The organism is Rhodococcus sp. IEGM 1318 (assembly GCF_033142465.1).
In the GTDB taxonomy this organism is placed as follows: domain Bacteria; phylum Actinomycetota; class Actinomycetes; order Mycobacteriales; family Mycobacteriaceae; genus Rhodococcus_F; species Rhodococcus_F qingshengii_B.
Genome location: NZ_JAWLSC010000004.1, coordinates 294,472 through 311,002, shown reverse-complemented (window position 1 = coordinate 311,002; position 16,531 = coordinate 294,472). Strand labels below are relative to the sequence as shown.

17 protein-coding genes are annotated in these 16,531 nt (G+C 63.5%); 6 read left to right on the top strand and 11 right to left on the bottom strand.

Going from position 1 to position 16,531, the window contains the following annotated elements; genetic code table 11:
• The 5 genes from R4P65_RS12330 to R4P65_RS12310 form a co-directional block, all read right to left on the bottom strand.
• Entirely contained in the window at window positions 1-546 is a 546-nt protein-coding gene (locus R4P65_RS12330) for a ferritin (RefSeq protein WP_317826691.1), read from the bottom strand.
• Window positions 547-583: 37 nt separating this feature from the next.
• Window positions 584-1,054, bottom strand: a complete 471-nt coding sequence (locus tag R4P65_RS12325) for a hypothetical protein (RefSeq protein WP_317826690.1) — start codon at window positions 1,052-1,054, stop codon at window positions 584-586.
• Between the two features lie 99 nt (window positions 1,055-1,153).
• On the bottom strand, window positions 1,154-2,377 hold the full coding sequence (locus R4P65_RS12320; RefSeq protein WP_317826689.1) for an LCP family protein: 1,224 nt from the start codon (window positions 2,375-2,377) through the stop codon (window positions 1,154-1,156).
• Between the two features lie 160 nt (window positions 2,378-2,537).
• Window positions 2,538-3,359 carry a CPBP family intramembrane glutamic endopeptidase gene (locus R4P65_RS12315; protein ID WP_230816049.1) on the bottom strand — a complete coding sequence of 274 codons (822 nt, stop codon included), beginning with the start codon at window positions 3,357-3,359 and terminating at the stop codon, window positions 2,538-2,540.
• A gap of 10 nt (window positions 3,360-3,369) precedes the next feature.
• Entirely contained in the window at window positions 3,370-4,149 is a 780-nt protein-coding gene (locus R4P65_RS12310; protein WP_317826688.1) for a DUF2470 domain-containing protein, read from the bottom strand.
• A gap of 139 nt (window positions 4,150-4,288) precedes the next feature.
• Between R4P65_RS12310 and R4P65_RS12305 the strand changes: the two genes are divergently transcribed.
• From R4P65_RS12305 to R4P65_RS12295, 3 genes are read left to right on the top strand one after another with little or no spacing between them, the layout of a single operon-like run.
• Window positions 4,289-4,927 (top strand): hypothetical protein, encoded by a 639-nt coding sequence (locus R4P65_RS12305; protein WP_317826687.1) that lies wholly within the window; start codon window positions 4,289-4,291, stop codon window positions 4,925-4,927.
• A gap of 31 nt (window positions 4,928-4,958) precedes the next feature.
• Complete coding sequence (gene pheA, locus R4P65_RS12300; protein WP_317826686.1) at window positions 4,959-5,873, top strand: prephenate dehydratase; 915 nt, start codon at window positions 4,959-4,961, stop codon at window positions 5,871-5,873.
• Entirely contained in the window at window positions 5,870-6,538 is a 669-nt protein-coding gene (locus R4P65_RS12295) for a histidine phosphatase family protein (protein WP_317826685.1), read from the top strand. Before pheA ends, R4P65_RS12295 begins: the two co-directional genes overlap by 4 nt.
• A gap of 9 nt (window positions 6,539-6,547) precedes the next feature.
• On the opposite strand, the gene R4P65_RS12290 is transcribed toward R4P65_RS12295, so the two are convergent.
• The 6 genes from R4P65_RS12290 to R4P65_RS12265 all read right to left on the bottom strand — a co-directional run bounded on the left by R4P65_RS12290 (window position 6,548) and on the right by R4P65_RS12265 (window position 12,694).
• A complete protein-coding gene (locus R4P65_RS12290; RefSeq protein ID WP_317826684.1) occupies window positions 6,548-8,650 on the bottom strand; it encodes an acyltransferase family protein in 2,103 nt (700 codons plus the stop codon).
• Between the two features lie 40 nt (window positions 8,651-8,690).
• Window positions 8,691-9,509 (bottom strand): ESX secretion-associated protein EspG, encoded by an 819-nt coding sequence (locus tag R4P65_RS12285; protein WP_317826683.1) that lies wholly within the window; start codon window positions 9,507-9,509, stop codon window positions 8,691-8,693.
• Window positions 9,509-10,732, bottom strand: a complete 1,224-nt coding sequence (locus R4P65_RS12280; protein ID WP_317826682.1) for a PPE domain-containing protein — start codon at window positions 10,730-10,732, stop codon at window positions 9,509-9,511. Before R4P65_RS12280 ends, R4P65_RS12285 begins: the two co-directional genes overlap by 1 nt.
• A 67-nt stretch (window positions 10,733-10,799) precedes the next feature.
• A complete protein-coding gene (locus R4P65_RS12275) occupies window positions 10,800-11,099 on the bottom strand; it encodes a PE family protein (protein ID WP_317826681.1) in 300 nt (99 codons plus the stop codon).
• 134 nt (window positions 11,100-11,233) lie between these two features.
• Window positions 11,234-11,584, bottom strand: a complete 351-nt coding sequence (locus tag R4P65_RS12270) for a metallopeptidase family protein (RefSeq protein WP_007736028.1) — start codon at window positions 11,582-11,584, stop codon at window positions 11,234-11,236.
• Between the two features lie 3 nt (window positions 11,585-11,587).
• Window positions 11,588-12,694: a septum formation family protein gene (locus R4P65_RS12265; protein ID WP_081557200.1), complete on the bottom strand. Its 1,107-nt coding sequence runs from the start codon at window positions 12,692-12,694 to the stop codon at window positions 11,588-11,590.
• Window positions 12,695-12,764: 70 nt separating this feature from the next.
• Between R4P65_RS12265 and R4P65_RS12260 the strand changes: the two genes are divergently transcribed.
• The 3 genes from R4P65_RS12260 to R4P65_RS12250 all read left to right on the top strand — a co-directional run.
• Window positions 12,765-13,160, top strand: a complete 396-nt coding sequence (locus tag R4P65_RS12260; protein WP_317826680.1) for an ankyrin repeat domain-containing protein — start codon at window positions 12,765-12,767, stop codon at window positions 13,158-13,160.
• Window positions 13,161-13,225: 65 nt separating this feature from the next.
• Window positions 13,226-14,479 carry a serine--tRNA ligase gene (serS, locus tag R4P65_RS12255; protein ID WP_007736032.1) on the top strand — a complete coding sequence of 418 codons (1,254 nt, stop codon included), beginning with the start codon at window positions 13,226-13,228 and terminating at the stop codon, window positions 14,477-14,479.
• Window positions 14,480-14,843: 364 nt separating this feature from the next.
• A partial coding sequence (locus tag R4P65_RS12250; RefSeq protein ID WP_317826679.1) for an Ig-like domain-containing protein occupies window positions 14,844-16,531 on the top strand: 1,688 nt, incomplete at its 3' end.

The following is a 16,531-nucleotide window of genomic DNA, read 5'->3' as shown; positions in this document are numbered from 1 at the left end:
TCAGACGCCGCCGCCGGCGGGCGTCGGCGCCATTGCGTCGGCAGCGGCCGGGGCGTTCATCTCGCGTGCGACAAACGTTTCGAGGTGGAACAGGTTGTCGCCGGCGCGGTCGACGATGGTGAGAAGTGTTGTCATGCTTGCTACTTCCTCGACCTGCTCCTTGAGGAACCACTGCATGAACTGCTCGCCCAGGTAGTCGCCGGTATCGCGCGCGGTGCGTGCCAGCTGTGTCACCTGCTCGGTGACCGTCTTCTCCTGCTCGAGTGCCAATTCGACCGGAGCCCGGACACTGTCGAACTTCGTCACGACGTCGTCGATGCCGGGTACGTCCACGTCGAGGTCGTTGTCGAGCAGGTACTGGATCATCATCATCGCGTGACCGCGTTCCTCGGTGGCCTGGCTGTAGAAGCGCGCGGCCATCTGCGGAAGATCGTGTGCATCGAAGTACACCGCTACCGCGATGTACTGCTGCGATGCAGTGAACTCGTTACGGATCTGCTGACGCAGCAGAGTGGTGAATTCGCTCGAGTTCTTCGCCTGTGTCATCCCAACAGGTTACTGGGTCGTCGCCGCTGAGAGGGAGCTACTTCTTGTCGAGCTGATCGATGATGAAGCCGAGAGATTCCGGTCGGTACCCGTAGACGAACGAGTCCTTTTCGCCGACGTACCAGTCGCCGCACTGGAACGAGCTGCTCTTTTCGATTCCCGCCGGCCACCACTGAGCGGACAGAGACGCCGGGCGTGTTTCGACTGTGGGAAGTGCTGTGCAGATGTTGTGATCGATCTCCGAGACGTTCGCTTTCATTCGCAGGATTCGTTCGTTGCCGGTGGTGCGGATGATCTCGTCGATATCCGTCGCGCCGGCCGGTACCCAACTCGGCAGCGTGTCGATTCCGTTGGATGTTCGTGCAAAAGAGAAGGTTTCGGTCTTCTTGTACGCCTTGGAGTCGTCGAACTTGTCGAAGGTCCCGGAGCAGGACGTCACGAGTGCAGCAGCTCCGACGGCTGCGGCAACGACGGCGAGAGTTCGGTACCTGTGGTGTGTTTTGTTCATACCTTCACGGTATTTTTCGGCCGCCGATTCCGCGTCCTGCCGGAAAGCGATTTGTTCGCCGGGCCTGTCCTCCCGCGGTACTACCGGAACTCAGGGCGATTACCCCGTGGTGATCAGATCCTGTGGAATCTGCTGATCGTTGGCCAGGGCGTCGAAGAACTGCGAAGCGCGCGCCTTGTCCCACAACAACACGTTGCCCGAACCGTCCACGTCCTCGAAACCGGCGACCGGAACCGTCGTGGTGGTCATCCCGCCGCGAAGCGCCCAGGCGAGTGAGGCCAGATTCCAGATGTGATCGCCTTCGTCGACCTGTAGAGACTTGGCGGTATCGGAGACGAGTGGCCACAACCGGAACGGATTGAGGAACGTGGTCGGACTGGTCGCCTTCGACAGCAACGCCGACATGAACTGGCGCTGGTTGTTCATGCGGTCGAGGTCGGCGAGCGCCGTCGCGCGAGTTCGCACGAACCCGAGTGCGTCCGAACCCTTCAAGTCCTGACATCCGGCTGGGAGGTTGATCCCGGCCAGCGGGTCGTCGATCGGCTGTGCGAGGCATACGTTGACGCCACCGACGGCGTCGACGATGCCGGCGAACCCGCTGAATCCGATCTCGGCGTAGTGGTCGATGCGAAGCCCCGTTGCCTCCTCGACGGTCTGCACCAACAAGGGAGCACCCCCGAAGGCGAAGGCGGCGTTGATCTTGTCCGAGCCGTAGCCGGGGATCGGAACGTACGAATCGCGCGGGATGCTGACCATCGTCGTCTTCCCGCTCTTGGGGACGTGGACCAAGATGACCGTGTCAGTGCGTTTAGGGCCGGTGTCACCGCCCGTCGCGAGAGCTTGCTCCTGCTCGGGGGTGAGCCCCTCACGACTGTCGGAGCCGACGATCAACCAGTTCGTGCCCGGCGTATCGGCGACGCGTCCCGCGTAGTCGGGCAGCGCGTCGATTCGATTGAGCGAACTGTCGACGTAATAAACCGCACCGGCCAATGCGAGCAGCAACACCAACAACGTGATGCCGATACGTTTACCCCAGCTACGACGCTTACGTGGGCGTCGCTGCTTCGGAGGTTCTGGAGGGCGCGGCGGGGTTCGGCGCGGCGGAGCGGGTGCGTACTTGGCCTGACGCTGCGCATCCTGACGCTGCCCACCCTGACGGCGGGGATCGTCCTGGAACGGCTGCGGGCGCTGGGTCGGTGCCCAGTCCTCGCGCCTGGGTTGTTGCGGCGCTTGTTGTGGGGCCTGTGACCAGGCCTGATTGGCTGGATTCTGCTGCGGCGGGCGTCCGTCGCGGCGGATGACTGTCGGACCTTCCGGCGGCATCGGTGGACGCCGCTGCGGGGGTGGGCCCTGACGGGGTGGATTCTGGCGTGGAGGGTTCTGCCTCGGAGGCATCGGTCCACGCGGAGGTGGCCCTGGCGGCTGGCGCCGCGGAGGGCGCTGAGGATATTCGGAGTCGCCGGTCACCAGTTCACGGTACCGGTCACGGCAGCCAGGAGACGTGATCGCGCAGGAGGGCGTAACCGATGAACGCCACCATGTCGATGAGAGCGTGGGCGATGACCAGTGGCCAGAGTTTCCCGGTGCGCTGCCAGTATCGGCCGAACACGAGCCCCATGATCACGTTTCCGACGCCGCCGCCGAACCCCTGATAGAGGTGGTAACTGCCGCGCAGAAGTGACGATGCGAGCAGTGACTTGTTCTCGCTCCAGCCCAGCGTTCGCAGGCGAGTGATCAGGTAGGCGACGACCAGCACCTCTTCGGCGCCGGAGTTCGCGATTGCGGACAGTACGAGGATCGGTACCCGCCACCAGTGGTCGTCGAGCGCGCTGGCCTGGACGGTGAGGTTGACGCTGAGCGCCTGAGCCACGAGGTAGAACAGCAGGCCGGGGAGACCGATCACGGTGGCCAAGCCGAATCCCGGGGCTATGTCGCGCCGGAATCGAGGTTTGGGAGTCAGTCCCGCAGCACGCGGACCGATCCCCGAACGCCACAGTAGATAGAGCCCCAGTGCTGCCCATGCGAGAAGCTTTGCGACGCCCAGTAATTGGCGCGCCAGGTCGATCCAGTCGATGGCGGCCCGCGACGGATTGAGTGCGACCGTCTGATCCGAGAGCGCAACCGGCGTCGCCAAGGATTCGGCGAGCGAGAGGATCCCGGACAATCCGCTGAGTCCGAAGGTGACCAGCAGGACGATCGTGATCTCGATCCAGACTCCGCGTCTGGCGGCCGGATCGAGCGCCGGGCCGGCCGGGACGGGAGACGGCGGTCGTAACCACGTGCGGACGGTCTCGCGGGCATTCACCCGCGCAACGCTAGCCGTTGGAGGCGCCGCCTGATCGGAGGCCGTTGAGGAAAGGGCACCCGACCAGCATGCGGATGGCGCGGCTCAATGCGGGAGCGTCGTCGACCGGGTTGGCGAACGGCATCCACACGTCGCGGTCACCGGTGTGATCCTCGACCCGCAGGCGCAGGCCGTAGCGATCGATGCCGAGTGGCCGAACGCGTCCGGTGCGCATGTACGGGGGAAGCTTGCGCACGAGCAGGTCCACGAGGTCGCGGTGGTCTTCGTCGAGATGCTGCAGCCACGCCGTTTCCATTTCCCAGAAGGGATCAGGGCTGGCGTTCAGCAGTTCGTCCACGGCGACGGGTTCTGCTCCCGTCGAATCAGCGACTACAGCCGAGGCCAGGCTCAAGCGAAGAAGGACCGAGGTGTGGCCGATGTCGAGAAGTCCCGGGTGGGGATGTTCGGATGCGACGTCGTCGGCGAGGACGCGTGCCTCGTAGTCGGGCACCGCGTGCAACGTGCCGCGAAGCCACACGAGGGAACGTACGGGCTCGCGCAGTCGCAGTGGTGCGTGATCGGTGATCTCGAGGACGGCGGGCAAGCCGCCGCTGCCGGAGTTCCAGGCCAAAGCCGCAGCTGCGGAGGCATGTGGGACTGCAACGACGACGTCACCGTTCGAACGCAGGTGATGCACCGACGTGACGGTGGGATCGCTGCCTTCGATGGCGAGCACTGCATCCTGCGCGCGCACACAGGCGCTGCGGACGCGTTCGGCGGTGGACGGGCCGGTGCTGGTCTTCGTTGCCATGCTGCCCCCTTGGCGGGTGTTCTCTCGAACTTCATCGGATGATGAGGTAACCCTAACCTAAGGTGCTGCGGTGTGAATCGCAAGACTTTTACGCAACTCGCGTGGAATCCGTCGAGTTCGCCGGGGTTACGGTTTGTCCGTGGCCATTCCTCTCTCACTCGGGCTGCCCGCCCCGAGAAACTCGCGCGGACTCCTCGAAGCACTCTTTCCCCCGGTCGTTCCGGCGTCTGCCCTGATCGGCGCCGAAGCCGCGGGCCGGGTTGTCGTCCTTCTCGACATCGATCCCGAGAAACTACGTGCGGACACCGGTGCGTCGTACGAGGCCGTGCGTTTCGACCTCGACGTCACCACCGACCAGATCGACGACGCGATCGCCCTGCGTCTGCCCGCTCCGCTCGCGGTGTACGTCGACGGCGGTGAAGAGGATCTGACGCCTGCTGAAACGGCAATGCGACTGTGCGAAGGTGGCCGGATCCCCGGACTCGCCGCCGGTCGTACTCCCATCGAAGTGGCCGATTTCCTGGCGGTACTCGCGCACGAGTCCGTCGGTTTCGTAGCCCGCGCAGCCGACGCCGACGAAGTGATCGCCCTGCTGTGTGGCACCGTCGCCGCACTGCGCGGCGATGACGTGCGCGCCGCGATAGTCGATCCGAAGCCGGAAAAACTCACTGCTCTGATCCCGGAAGCCGCGTCCGCGATGCGCGAGGTGCTGCTCACGATCGAGGTCGCGGATCCGCAGGCGGTGGAAACCGCTCTGCGTGCCGCGGGTTTGCAGTGACCGGCGCGAGTCGGTGCGTAATCTCGTAGGCGTGCCAAGAATCGCGTATTTCGGTCCGTCGGGAACCTTCACGGAGATAGCTCTCGCTCAGTTGGAGGCTGAGGGCGCGTTCGGCGAAACCGTCGAGCGAGTACCGGCAGGCAGTCCGCCGGCGACGCTCGACATGGTTCGCGACGGTTCAGTCGACGGAGCCGTGGTTCCCTTCGAGAACTCGGTGGAAGGCGGCGTAGCTCCGACGCTCGATTCACTGGCCCTCGGTTCGCCGCTGCAGATCGTGGCCGAAACCGATCTGGACGTGAGCTTCTCCATCCTGGTTCGGGCCGGGACTACCGCAGATCAGGTCCGCACGATCGGAGCCTACCCACATGCGGGCGCACAGGTCCGCGGATGGATCGCCGAGAACCTTCCACGGGCCGAGGTGGTGCTGGCCTCGTCCAATGCCGGTGCGGCCCTGGATGTGCAGGCGGGAACCGTCGACGCCGGTGTGTCCACGGCGCTGGCCGGTAAGATGCTCGAACTCGACAGCCTGGCGGACAACGTCGCCGACGTGGGCGGCGCCCGCACACGCTTCGTGCTGGTCACCAAACCGGCCCCGGTTCCGCCGCGGACCGGCGCCGATCGCACCGCGTTGGTGCTTCACCTCGACAACGCTCCGGGCTCCCTGGTACGTGCACTCTCCGAATTCGCAGCTCGCGGCATCGATCTGACTCGGATCGAATCGCGGCCGATGCGAACGGAATTGGGTACTTATCGCTTCTTCGTGGACTGCGTCGGGCACATCGAGGACTCGTTGGTGGCCGAAGCGATGCGTGCACTGCATCGCACATCCGGAGTCCGCTTCCTCGGATCGTGGGCAACAGCGAATTCAACCGGGCCGCAACCACCTTCGGACGAACAAGCAATCAACTGGATCGACGAGCTCAAGCGGGGAGAGGGAGAACGATGACCGGAAGGCTCATCCTCGTTCGGCACGGTCAGACGGAGGCGAATGTCGCCAAGCGTCTCGACACCGCCTTGCCTGGAGCAAAACTCACGCCGGCAGGGTTGGCGCAGGCCGAAACGTTGGGCGTCGGCCTGGCTTCGGCGCCGCCGCTGGCACTCGTATCGTCGTTGGCGTTGCGTGCCCGGCAGACAGCAGGTTTCGTGGAGCAGGCAGCGGGCGTCTCCCTGGATGTGCGGGACGGACTGCACGAAGTGCAGGCCGGGGATCTCGAGGATCGCACCGACGAAGCCGCGCACCGACTGTTCATGGAGACGTTCCATCACTGGCACACCGGCAACCTCGGCGCTCGCATCCCGGGCGGTGAAACGGGATACGACGTCCTGGAACGGTACGTTCCCGTGGTCAATTCGTTGCGCGAAGAATTTCTCGAAGGCTCACGAGACGGCGGCGACATCGTCGTGGTCAGTCATGGTGCGGCGATCCGTCTTGTCGCCGCTCAACTTGCCGGTGTCCCCGGCCTGTTCGCCGCCAACAACCACCTGGCCAACACCGAGACCGTCGAACTGTTGCCCTCGGTCGACGGAGGCTGGGAGTGCCTGCGGTGGGGAACGGTGAACCCACCGTTCGAGCATCGGCTCATCCCCGGTGCCGACGACGTGATGGGCTGACCACCTGCTTCACCACCAACCGGTCTGGACGCTCAGTTGGCGCCCGAGTTCGGTGGAGAGGGTGCTCACGTAACTGGCGGTCAGGTGGTGGGAATCGTGATACACCAACACATTTCCTTCCACGACCCGGCACAACTCCGGTCCGCACACGCCGTCGCTGAGGTCGAGTAGCCGGACGTTGGTCAGATCGGCAATTGCCGACGGCGCCGGATTGACGTCGCTGAGCATTTCCGACCGTGGCATCGCGCAGTGATCGGGTGAGGTGGTGGTCGCCAGACAGTCGATCGCGCGGTAGGCGACGCCGTCGTGGTGCAACCACGGGGTATCGCGAATGGCGAGTACGTCGATACCGTCGCGTCCCAGCTCCTCCCACACGTGCACGTACGACTCGGGCGTCACGTCGCCAGGGCCGTCGGAACTCGGCCTGGTTGCCGTCGTGAACACGAAATCGGGTGAGGCGACGGCCAACTCGGTCAGCACTCCACGCGACCAGTCGACGCAATCCGGATAGTCGTTGTCCGACAACGTCTGCATGGAGTCGATGGTGAGCGGGCAGCCCATCTTCAGATACGTGTCGACGCGGAACCCGTGGCTCTTGCCGAGTTCGTCGAGCGCAGTGAGCCAGTGTTCGGAGTGCGAACCGCCCGCGAGAGCGATGGTTCTGTCGGCATCGGCGTCGCCGTAGGTGCAGTGGACGACGTCCCGCTCGAGAAAATCGCCGATACAACCGTCGAGCGTGCTGGCCGGAAGGTCCAGCGGCGCATCGAAGATCGAGGGAACCATCGACGCCTTGAGTACATCGGCACCGTCCGTGAGCGCGAGTGCGCCGGGATGGGTAGGGAGGTCGAGGGAGTCGACCGCCCGTTGGCCCGTCGTTTGGCTGCTCGCGTACGACTGCCACGCGACCGAAGCAGCGAGGACCACGGCAGCGGTGATGACGCAAGCCAGAACGGTGTATCGACGCGAGCGGCCTCCGCGCTCCACCGGAACCTCGACCAGGCGTCGGAGTGCGAGCGCCCCCGCGACGGAGAGGGCGATGATCAGTGCCCCGCCGAGCAGGCCGGCTTCGGGGCGTCCGGAGATCACGAGTGCAAACACCAGAATCGGCCAGTGAATCAGGTACAGCGCGAATGCGAACGAGCCGAGCCACGTCAGTGCCGGATGGGCGAGCGTCTTCGACGTCCAAGGTGTGTCGTCGCCGACTCCGGACAGTATCAACGCAAGAGTGGCCAGCACCGGTACCAGCGCCCACGGGCCGGGGAACTGCTGGGCGCCGTCGAGCACTATGCCGCACAACAGGATCGACGAAAGACCCGCCCAGCCGATCGTCGCTCTGACCGAGAACGGCAGGGATGCGATCTGCCGACTGCGCGTGCTGGTCATCAGAACGGCCAGCAGACCACCGAGGGCCAATTCCCACAACCTGGCGCCGGAGTCGTAGTACGCCCAGGCTTGGTGACGCGAAGATTTGGCGAGTGCGTAGAGAAAAGATCCTGCGGTCAGAACCAGAAGGGTGACCGCGAGTGCCGGGCGGAAATAGTTGGGATTCACGCGTGAAGCCACATAAGCGATCACGGAGACGAGTGCGATGGCCAGGAGATAGAACTGACCTTGCACGGCCATCGACCACAGGTGCTGCAGGGGAGTGACCGAGCCGTCGGCGGCCAGGTAGTCGCTTGCGGTGCTGGCGAGCTGCCAGTTCTGGAAGAACCCGAGCACCGCGATCAGTTGATCACCCAGATCGGCCCAGCGTGTGCGTGGCAGCAGCAACGCGGTCCCCAGTGCGGTCAAAATGCTGACCACCGCGATCAGGGGGAACAGCCGCAGAAACACCCGCCGCAGTGCCGGGACCGGGTTGAGTGAACCCCCGGCTTCGGCGCGTCGAACCAGTGAGCCGACGAAGAAGTATCCGGACAGAACCAGGAAGACGTCCACCCCGCCCGATACCCGTCCGAACCACACGTGGAATACGACCACCAAACCGATGGCGAGGCCACGCAGTCCGTTCAGGTCTTGTCGGTGCGGTGTTGTTGCCCGTTCTTCGTTCGGCCGGTCGATCGTGGCGACCGAGCCTTGTTCGCCCGGTGACGACGGTTGACGCGAGAACTGCATGCTGAAGTAAGGCTCCGGGCGTTGAAGGGACGCCCCGAGGTTACCCGGAAGTCTCCGGCGTCGATTCCTCGAGTTCGGTTACCAGCGCGTTCACGGCTTGTCGCAGGCGATGGAGTGTTCCGGAACCGATGGACGTCCATTCCGTGCCGTCGGCAGCCCGAGTGGTCGAACCCACGAGCCGACCCGCCAAGGTGTCGTACACAGTCACTGCGCCGGCCATGAGCGTCGTCGCTCCCAAACTGTGTGGTATTCCGACCAATTCGGCGAAGGCGGTACAGGTGACGATTGCCCTACCCAGTTGGCGCGCGCCGTCTTCGGGTATCCCGGCGTTGATCATTGCCGAGGTCACGCTTTCTGCATCCGGGCCGGCGCCGAATGCCAGGCTCAGAATTTCTGTCGGTGCGTTGATCACGGCGATCGGCATTGCTTCGGCGCTGCCGAGCGCGGTGACAACGGGTACGGCCGGTTCGGACGTGACACTGCGTAGTGCGAATGAAGATTCGGTTGAAGTTGCTTCGACACAAAGGAATTCGCCCTGCGCGATGCAGAGGCGTGAAATGCTTCCGCCGACATGCCGACGCAGCGCCAACTCCCACTTGGGGTGAGTCAGGACGCGCAGGCGGGCACTGAGTTCGTGATGGATCTCCCCGCCGGGGAGGAGATCGCGCTCGGAGAGTGAATCTGCCGCGGACTGCATCGCCGTATGTTGAGCGCTCGCACTGCCGTGAACCGTCGCGCCACCGAGAACCACGGGAAGCGCATCGAGCCCGAGTCGCTCACGTACATAGTCGATTTCGTCCTGTGGCAGGGCGACGACAGGCGAATTCCTCCCATCTGGCGAGGTGCCGAGGTCCACCATCAACGCTCTGCAGTTTCGAGTGCGCCACCGATCACGGACGGGATGACTGTGCGACCGTCGGCGAAATGCTCGAAGTGCTTCAGATAATCGGGTGTGTCGTGCTCGGTCTCGTCTTCAGATTGGGCGGCATGACGGCCGCCGGCGATCGGCGCAGATCCGCCTGCGGTTCGGGCCGGATCCACTTTGACGGTATCTGCGGTGCCCTGAACCGGCGAGGTCACGTGATTCTGGCGTGCGGTGCTCTGGCCGGTGGAGGGATCAGGAAGAGCGTGCCAGCCGGTGTGGCCGCTCGACGACGAGCCTGCACTTGTTCCGGCTCCGGTGGTCACGGATGCTGCGCTGACCTGTGCCGGTGCCCGACTTGCCGACGGAGTGCCGAACATTGATGGTGTGGAAGCGCCGAGTCTTGCGCCGCCGAGTCCTGCTCCTGCCGTCGCGAGAGCTGATGCGGCACTGGTGGCGCTCGTGACTGCGGTGGTGGTGGCACCGGCTGCGGTGGCAGCTCCACCGGAGATGGCACCGGCCTGTGAGGCAGCGGCGGCAAATACCGGGTTGGAAACTACGGATGCGACAGCAGCGGTTGCGGTGCGCACGGGATCCGCGATTGCGTCAGCGAGCGTTGATGCCGCTTGCACGACGGACTGTCGTGAGGCGCTGCCTGGGGCCGAAGCGGATGCCCCAGCTGTGGGTTCCGCGATGGACGGTGGTGAGTCGAAGTTCTGCTGCACGGCCAGATGAGCCGTTGCGGCGTCGTACGTTTCCATCGTTACCGCCGCTCTAATTTTGAGAGCTTCTTCGGCAGCCTCGGCGGCAGCGGCACCGCCGACCAGGGCACCGCCGATGGAGTACGCGGCGACCTTGGCCGCTTGAATTGCTGCAATCTCGGCCAGGGACGGCATGGCGAGGGTGGCAACCGTGTACGAGCCGGACTGCACCTGGGCCTTACCTGCGGTTTCTCCCGCGAGCAACGCGGCCGCAGCAGCCCATTCCTGGAACGGTGCGAACTTGCTCAATGCGGCATCCGCTGCTTCTCCGGACCACCCGGTGCGAAGATCCGCCATCACGCGAGAGATGGACGCAGCGGTGTCGGTCAGTCCGGACGACACGGTGGACCAGGCCCCGGCCGCCACGCCGAGAGGGACCGGCCCGGCTCCGGCGACCAGTGCTGCGGAGTTGGGTGCTGCGCCCCGTGGATACCAGATGACGCCGGTGATGCCGACCATTGTTCTTCCCCCCAGGAAGTGTGACTGTGTTGTCGCGCTCGAAGTTGTCGCGTTCGATTTCTGTCGATCAGATCGGTGCGGCGGCCAGACTGGTCTTTGTGAGCTGGTCTTCGAGCTCGTAGGCAGCTGCATTCTTGCGCAGAGCTGCCGCGGCCGAGGTGAGCTCCTCGATTGCCCGATCGGTGGACGAGGCAAGGCTGTCAGAGATGGTGTTGAAATAGTTTGCCGCGCTGCCGGACACTTCTTCGGATCCCGCTGGGAGAACGCGTAGCGTCGGCTGCGCAGTAGAGACGATTCCGCGCAATCGCGTCGCCGCAGACTCGAGTTCCATTGCGGCGGCAACTAGGGCTTGAGGGTCGACGTGCATAGTGCCGAACTCCTTCCTGACCAGTGCGGATAAGTGGTCGGGAGGTCGTGCGCACAGCCGTCGAAATCCCCCCGCACCTAGTTTGATGCGTGCCGCCCGCTTTTGGTTCCCCCCGAAATCGGACGACTTTGCCCTCAGCCCCAGCCGAGTTCGTGCAATCTGTCTTCTTCGATGCCGAAGTAGTGCGCGATCTCGTGGATGACGGTCACGGCAACCTCGTGAACAACCTCGTCCTCGGATGCGCAGATGTCGAGTATCGAATCGCGGAAAATAGTGACCGTGTCCGGCAGGTACCCACCGTAATGAGAATCCCGCTCGGTCAGAGCGACGCCCTGATACAAACCGAGCAGCCCCGGTTCTTCCTCGTCGCGTGCTTCGACCAGCACCACGACATTGTCGATTGCCTTGGCAAGTTCGGGCGGAATCAGATCGAGCGCCTCGCCGACCAGTTCCTCGAACCGGTCGGGCGTCATAGTTACCGTCATGGCTTACGACGGCGGAGCTGCGCCGGGCAACGGCGTCGGCAACGACCGACCTTCCGGTGCAGCGGGTGGCGGAACCGGAGCGGCGCCGTTGATCAGGATCTCGCCCTTGGCGCTTCCGGTGATCGCGGCAAACCCGCCGGTTTCGACCTCTTTGCCGATCGAACAATTGACTCGGCGACTACCGGCCAACCAGCTTTCCAGTGAAATGTTGTCCCAGAACAGCGTCAGCGTCTTGTCGCGAAGTGCGTCTGCGGAACCCAGGTACTCGTTGGATGCCTGAGTGCAGACGCCTTCGAGATAGCGGTCCTGATCTTCCACCGACGGCATCGCGCCGGGGAACTGAGTGCCGAGGTCGATCACCGAAATAACTTCGTATGCATGCGGTTTCGCACAGTCGACCGGATCGGTCGGGAGGTTCTGGTTGATGCCGATGCACGTGCCGACGTCCCACACGTTCGACTGGTCCTGATCCGCCACGCGGCCCGCGAACGGTTGTAGTTCGCCGGTCGTCGTCGAGAACTGCAAGCCGCAACGCAGTGCGCGCTCGCCCGAGGCCCAACCAGATTCGCTCGGGAACATCAGGCCGACGCTGAACTTGCCCTTGGGATCGAATTTCGAACCGAGGTAGGACATGACGATGGGTGTGCAGTGCTCGTCGCGGAGTTCGGCGAATCGAAGGGCACCCGGGTACCTGGAGCCGGGGCCGAACTCGGCGCCGGGGAACACCGACAGGTCGAGTGGACCGGCGACCTCGAAGCGATGCTCACTTCCGCACTGAACCTTCGACATGTCCGTGCGGTCCCCGCCCGACTCGGTCGCGGGTGTCCAGTTGAGGCAGTCGCCGGCCGCAGCCGCGGTGAAAGCGTCGTCGCGAGCAGAGCCCGTCGCTGCTGGACCCCCGCCACTGACACTGACCGAGGACGAGTCGTCCTTGTTCAATCCACCGGAAATCGCGATCGTTGCGATCGCGGCGACCACCGCACCCACCGCGACAGCAGCCAGAACCCGACGGGTGCGGCTCGCGGAGACAGTTTTCTTCGCCGGCGCCCCCTGGGGATCTGCCGGATCTGGCGACTTCTCGATCTTGTCTTCGGACATCGATTCCATCATGCCTGTTGCCGTGGCGATATCGAACCTTCACTACAAAACTCACAATCGCGTCTGTGAGTATTTTGTAGTCATGAGCGAAAACACCCCACTCGATCCCGAAGCTGTCGAGCTGGCGGGCCGGCTCTTCGGCATGGCACGAACCGGCGACGCAGCCGGGCTGGCGTCGTACGTCGATGCCGGAGTTCCCGTCAATCTGACCAACGAGAGTGGCGACACGCTCGTCATGTTGGCTGCGTATCACGGTCACGCTGACGCCGTCGTTGCCTTGATCGATCGCGGCGCCGACGTCAACCGACCCAACGACAAGAATCAGACACCACTCGCCGGAGCCGTCTTCAAGGGCGAGGATGCGGTGGTGAAAGCGCTGGTGAACGGGGGAGCCGACCCGAAAGGTGGACACCCGACTGCCGTCGACGCGGCTCGGATGTTCGGACGCGAGGATTACCTGAGTCTGCTCGAATCGTGATCTCCCCCTCTCCGACGTGGACGTGACCGTCGGCGAGCTGCGGTGAGTGGGTAAAGTTCGAAGTCGTGATTGACCTCAAGTTTCTCCGTGAGAACCCCGAAATCGTCCGCGAGTCGCAGCGCACCCGTGGAGAAGATCCAGGACTGGTCGACGCTCTGCTCGAAGCCGACGCGTCCCGACGCGCTGCCGTCCTGACCGGAGACAACCTCCGCGCAGAGCAGAAGGCCTTCGGCAAGAAGGTCGGACAGGCATCTCCGGAGGAGCGCCCCGCGCTGCTCGAGGGTTCCAAGGAACTTGCGGCAAAGGTCAAGGAAGCCGAGGCCGCGCAGCACGAGGCGCAGGCTGCGCTCGACGCCGCACACCGCGCGATTTCCAACGTCGTACAAGAAGGTGCGCCGGCCGGTGGCGAGGACGATTACATCGTGCTCGAACACGTCGGTGAGATTCCGAAGTTCGACTTCGAGCCGAAGGATCACCTCGAACTGGGTGAGTCGCTCGGCCTGATCGATATGGAACGCGGCGCCAAGGTTTCGGGTTCGCGCTTCTACTTCATGACCGGCTACGGAGCCATGCTCCAGCTCGGACTGCTGCAGTTGGCCGCGCAGAAGGCGATCGCCAACGGCTTCACGATGATGATTCCGCCTGTACTCGTACGCCCGGAAATCATGGCGGGTACCGGCTTCCTCGGCGCTCACTCGGACGAGATCTATCACCTGCAGGATGACGACCTGTACCTCGTCGGAACTTCCGAGGTGCCGATGGCCGGCTACCACTCGGGCGAGATCCTGGAACTGAACGAAGGCCCGAAGCGCTACGCCGGTTGGTCCTCGTGCTTCCGCCGCGAGGCCGGCAGCTACGGCAAGGACACCCGCGGCATCATCCGTGTCCATCAGTTCGACAAGGTCGAGATGTTCACGTACTGCCGTCCCGAGGATGCCGACGCCGAACACCAGCGTCTCCTCGGCTGGGAGCGAGACATGTTGGCCGCCATCGACGTTCCGTACCGCGTGATCGACGTCGCCGGCGGAGATCTCGGTTCCTCGGCCGCGCGTAAGTTCGACTGCGAAGCGTGGGTTCCGACACAGGGCACCTACCGCGAGCTGACATCGACGTCCAACTGTACGACCTTCCAGGCTCGTCGCCTCGGAGTTCGGTACCGCGACGAGAACGGCAAGCCGCAGACGGCTGCCACTCTCAACGGCACCTTGGCTACGACGCGCTGGATCGTGTCGATTCTCGAGAACCATCAGCAGGCCGACGGCTCGGTGCGAGTGCCCGAGGCATTGGTGCCGTTTGTCGGCACGGATGTGCTTCGCTGACACGCTGAACCAACACAATCAGGGCCGCGACGTACTTCGTCGCGGCCCTGATTCGTACTTTCGGACTGGTAGGTTTGGAACTTTTTCCGAACTGACGGAATATCAACTTTTTCCCGCCGATCGACGAGTTGACCACCAAAAGCGTTGTCGATAGACCGCTTTGGCGATAGTTTTGCGTTCAATCGGGCCTCTATGCCCTGCTTTTCCAATCGGTGTCCGCCGGGGCGAGGGTGAGTCCGGGGTGAATTGGACAAGTGTCTTGCCAAAAGTAGTACACGTACTAGTTTTTTCGCTATGTTGTGACGGCGCGCACACGTTTTGTCCGAATCCACTGCTCATGTTTGCCCTTCCGAAGGAAGTGCCCATGCCCCAAATCTCTCAGTTGCGGCGATTCGCCGTGCCCATAACCGGAACCGCCATGGTCGCCGGAATGCTGCTGATCGGGTCCCCAGCCTCGGCAGTTCAAAGCCAATTCAACTTCTCCACCTCATGCCAGGCGAAAGCACTCATCACTGTCGACAAAGTGACTACGAGTTCTGTCACCGTGGATGCCCCCACCTCAGTTGCTCCGGGTGAAACCTTCACCATCCGAATGCAATCCAATGGCCAGTCGTTTCCGAACTCGGATTCGGGCGCCACAACAACCAATTTGTCGCGCTTGAAGAACGATTTCGATGTCCCGGCAAATGCCACCTTCGTCAGCGCGGCGATCGTGCCCGGAACCTCGTTCAACTTGGAGAACGTTGCCCCCAGTGTCATCCGCATCAACGAGGCCGGAAGCCCTGACGCGGCGGGTCCATATCTCCGAATCTCGGGTAACAACGAGGTGATCGGAAACAGTCCCAGTACCAGCACGAACAGTGAGGGTGGTATCCGCGCACCCAAGACGAAAAAGAACCTCGACGGGAGCACCAACACCAACGGTGACAGTTGGTTCAGGATGCCTGCAATCGATATTACGATGATCGCCGGCGCATCCGGTGTGATTCAGCCGAAGGTCAGAACTGCCGGTGACGCTGCTACATACGGCAACGACAAAAATTTCAGTACTCAGCTTGCAAAAGCGAGTCTCTTCGGCACGCAATGGGCCCCGACCAGATGCACGCCTCGAGATGCGAAGGGTAGCGCTCTCAACGCTGGTGCAGGTCCACTCGCGACAATCAGCATTGCTTCGGCTCCGGTGGATGTGGAGACGACGACGTCGTTGTCGGTTCCGGCTACGGCGATTACGGGTACTGCTGTTGACTTGACCGCTACTGTGGCTCCGAACGACGCTGTGGGCACTGTGCAGTTCAAGTCGAACGGTGCGGCGATCGGCTCGCCGGTGACGGTTTCCGGTGGGACCGCGACTCTGTCGCATTCCTTCGATGTTGCTGGTGCTCAGAGTGTTACAGCTGATTTCACTGCTGGTGCTGGGTTTGTGAGTTCGTCGGCGTCGGCGCAGACGGTGACGGTGTCGGATCCGGCTCCGGTGGATGTGGAGACGACGACGTCGTTGTCGGTTCCGGCTACGGCGATTACGGGTACTGCTGTTGATTTGACGGCGACGGTTGCTCCCTCGAATGCTGTCGGCACTGTGCAGTTCAAGTCGAACGGCACGGCGATCGGTTCCCCGGTGACGGTTTCCGGTGGGACCGCGACGCTGTCGCATTCCTTCGATGTTGCTGGTGCTCAGAGTGTTACGGCTGATTTCACTGCTGGCGCTGGGTTTGTCAGTTCGTCGGCGTCGGCTCAGACGGTGACGGTGTCTGATCCGGCTCCGGTGGATGTGGAGACGACGACGTCGTTGTCGGTTCCGGCGACGGCGATTACGGGTACTGCGGTTGATTTGACGGCGACGGTTGCTCCCTCGAATGCTGTCGGCACTGTGCAGTTCAAGTCGAACGGTGCGGCGATCGGTTCTCCGGTGACGGTTTCCGGTGGGACCGCGACGCTGTCACATTCCTTCGATGCTGCTGGCGCTCAGAGCGTTACCGCTGATTTCACTGCTGGCGCTGGGTTTGTCAGTTCGTCGGCGTCGGCTCAGACGGTGACGGTGTCTGATCCGGCTCC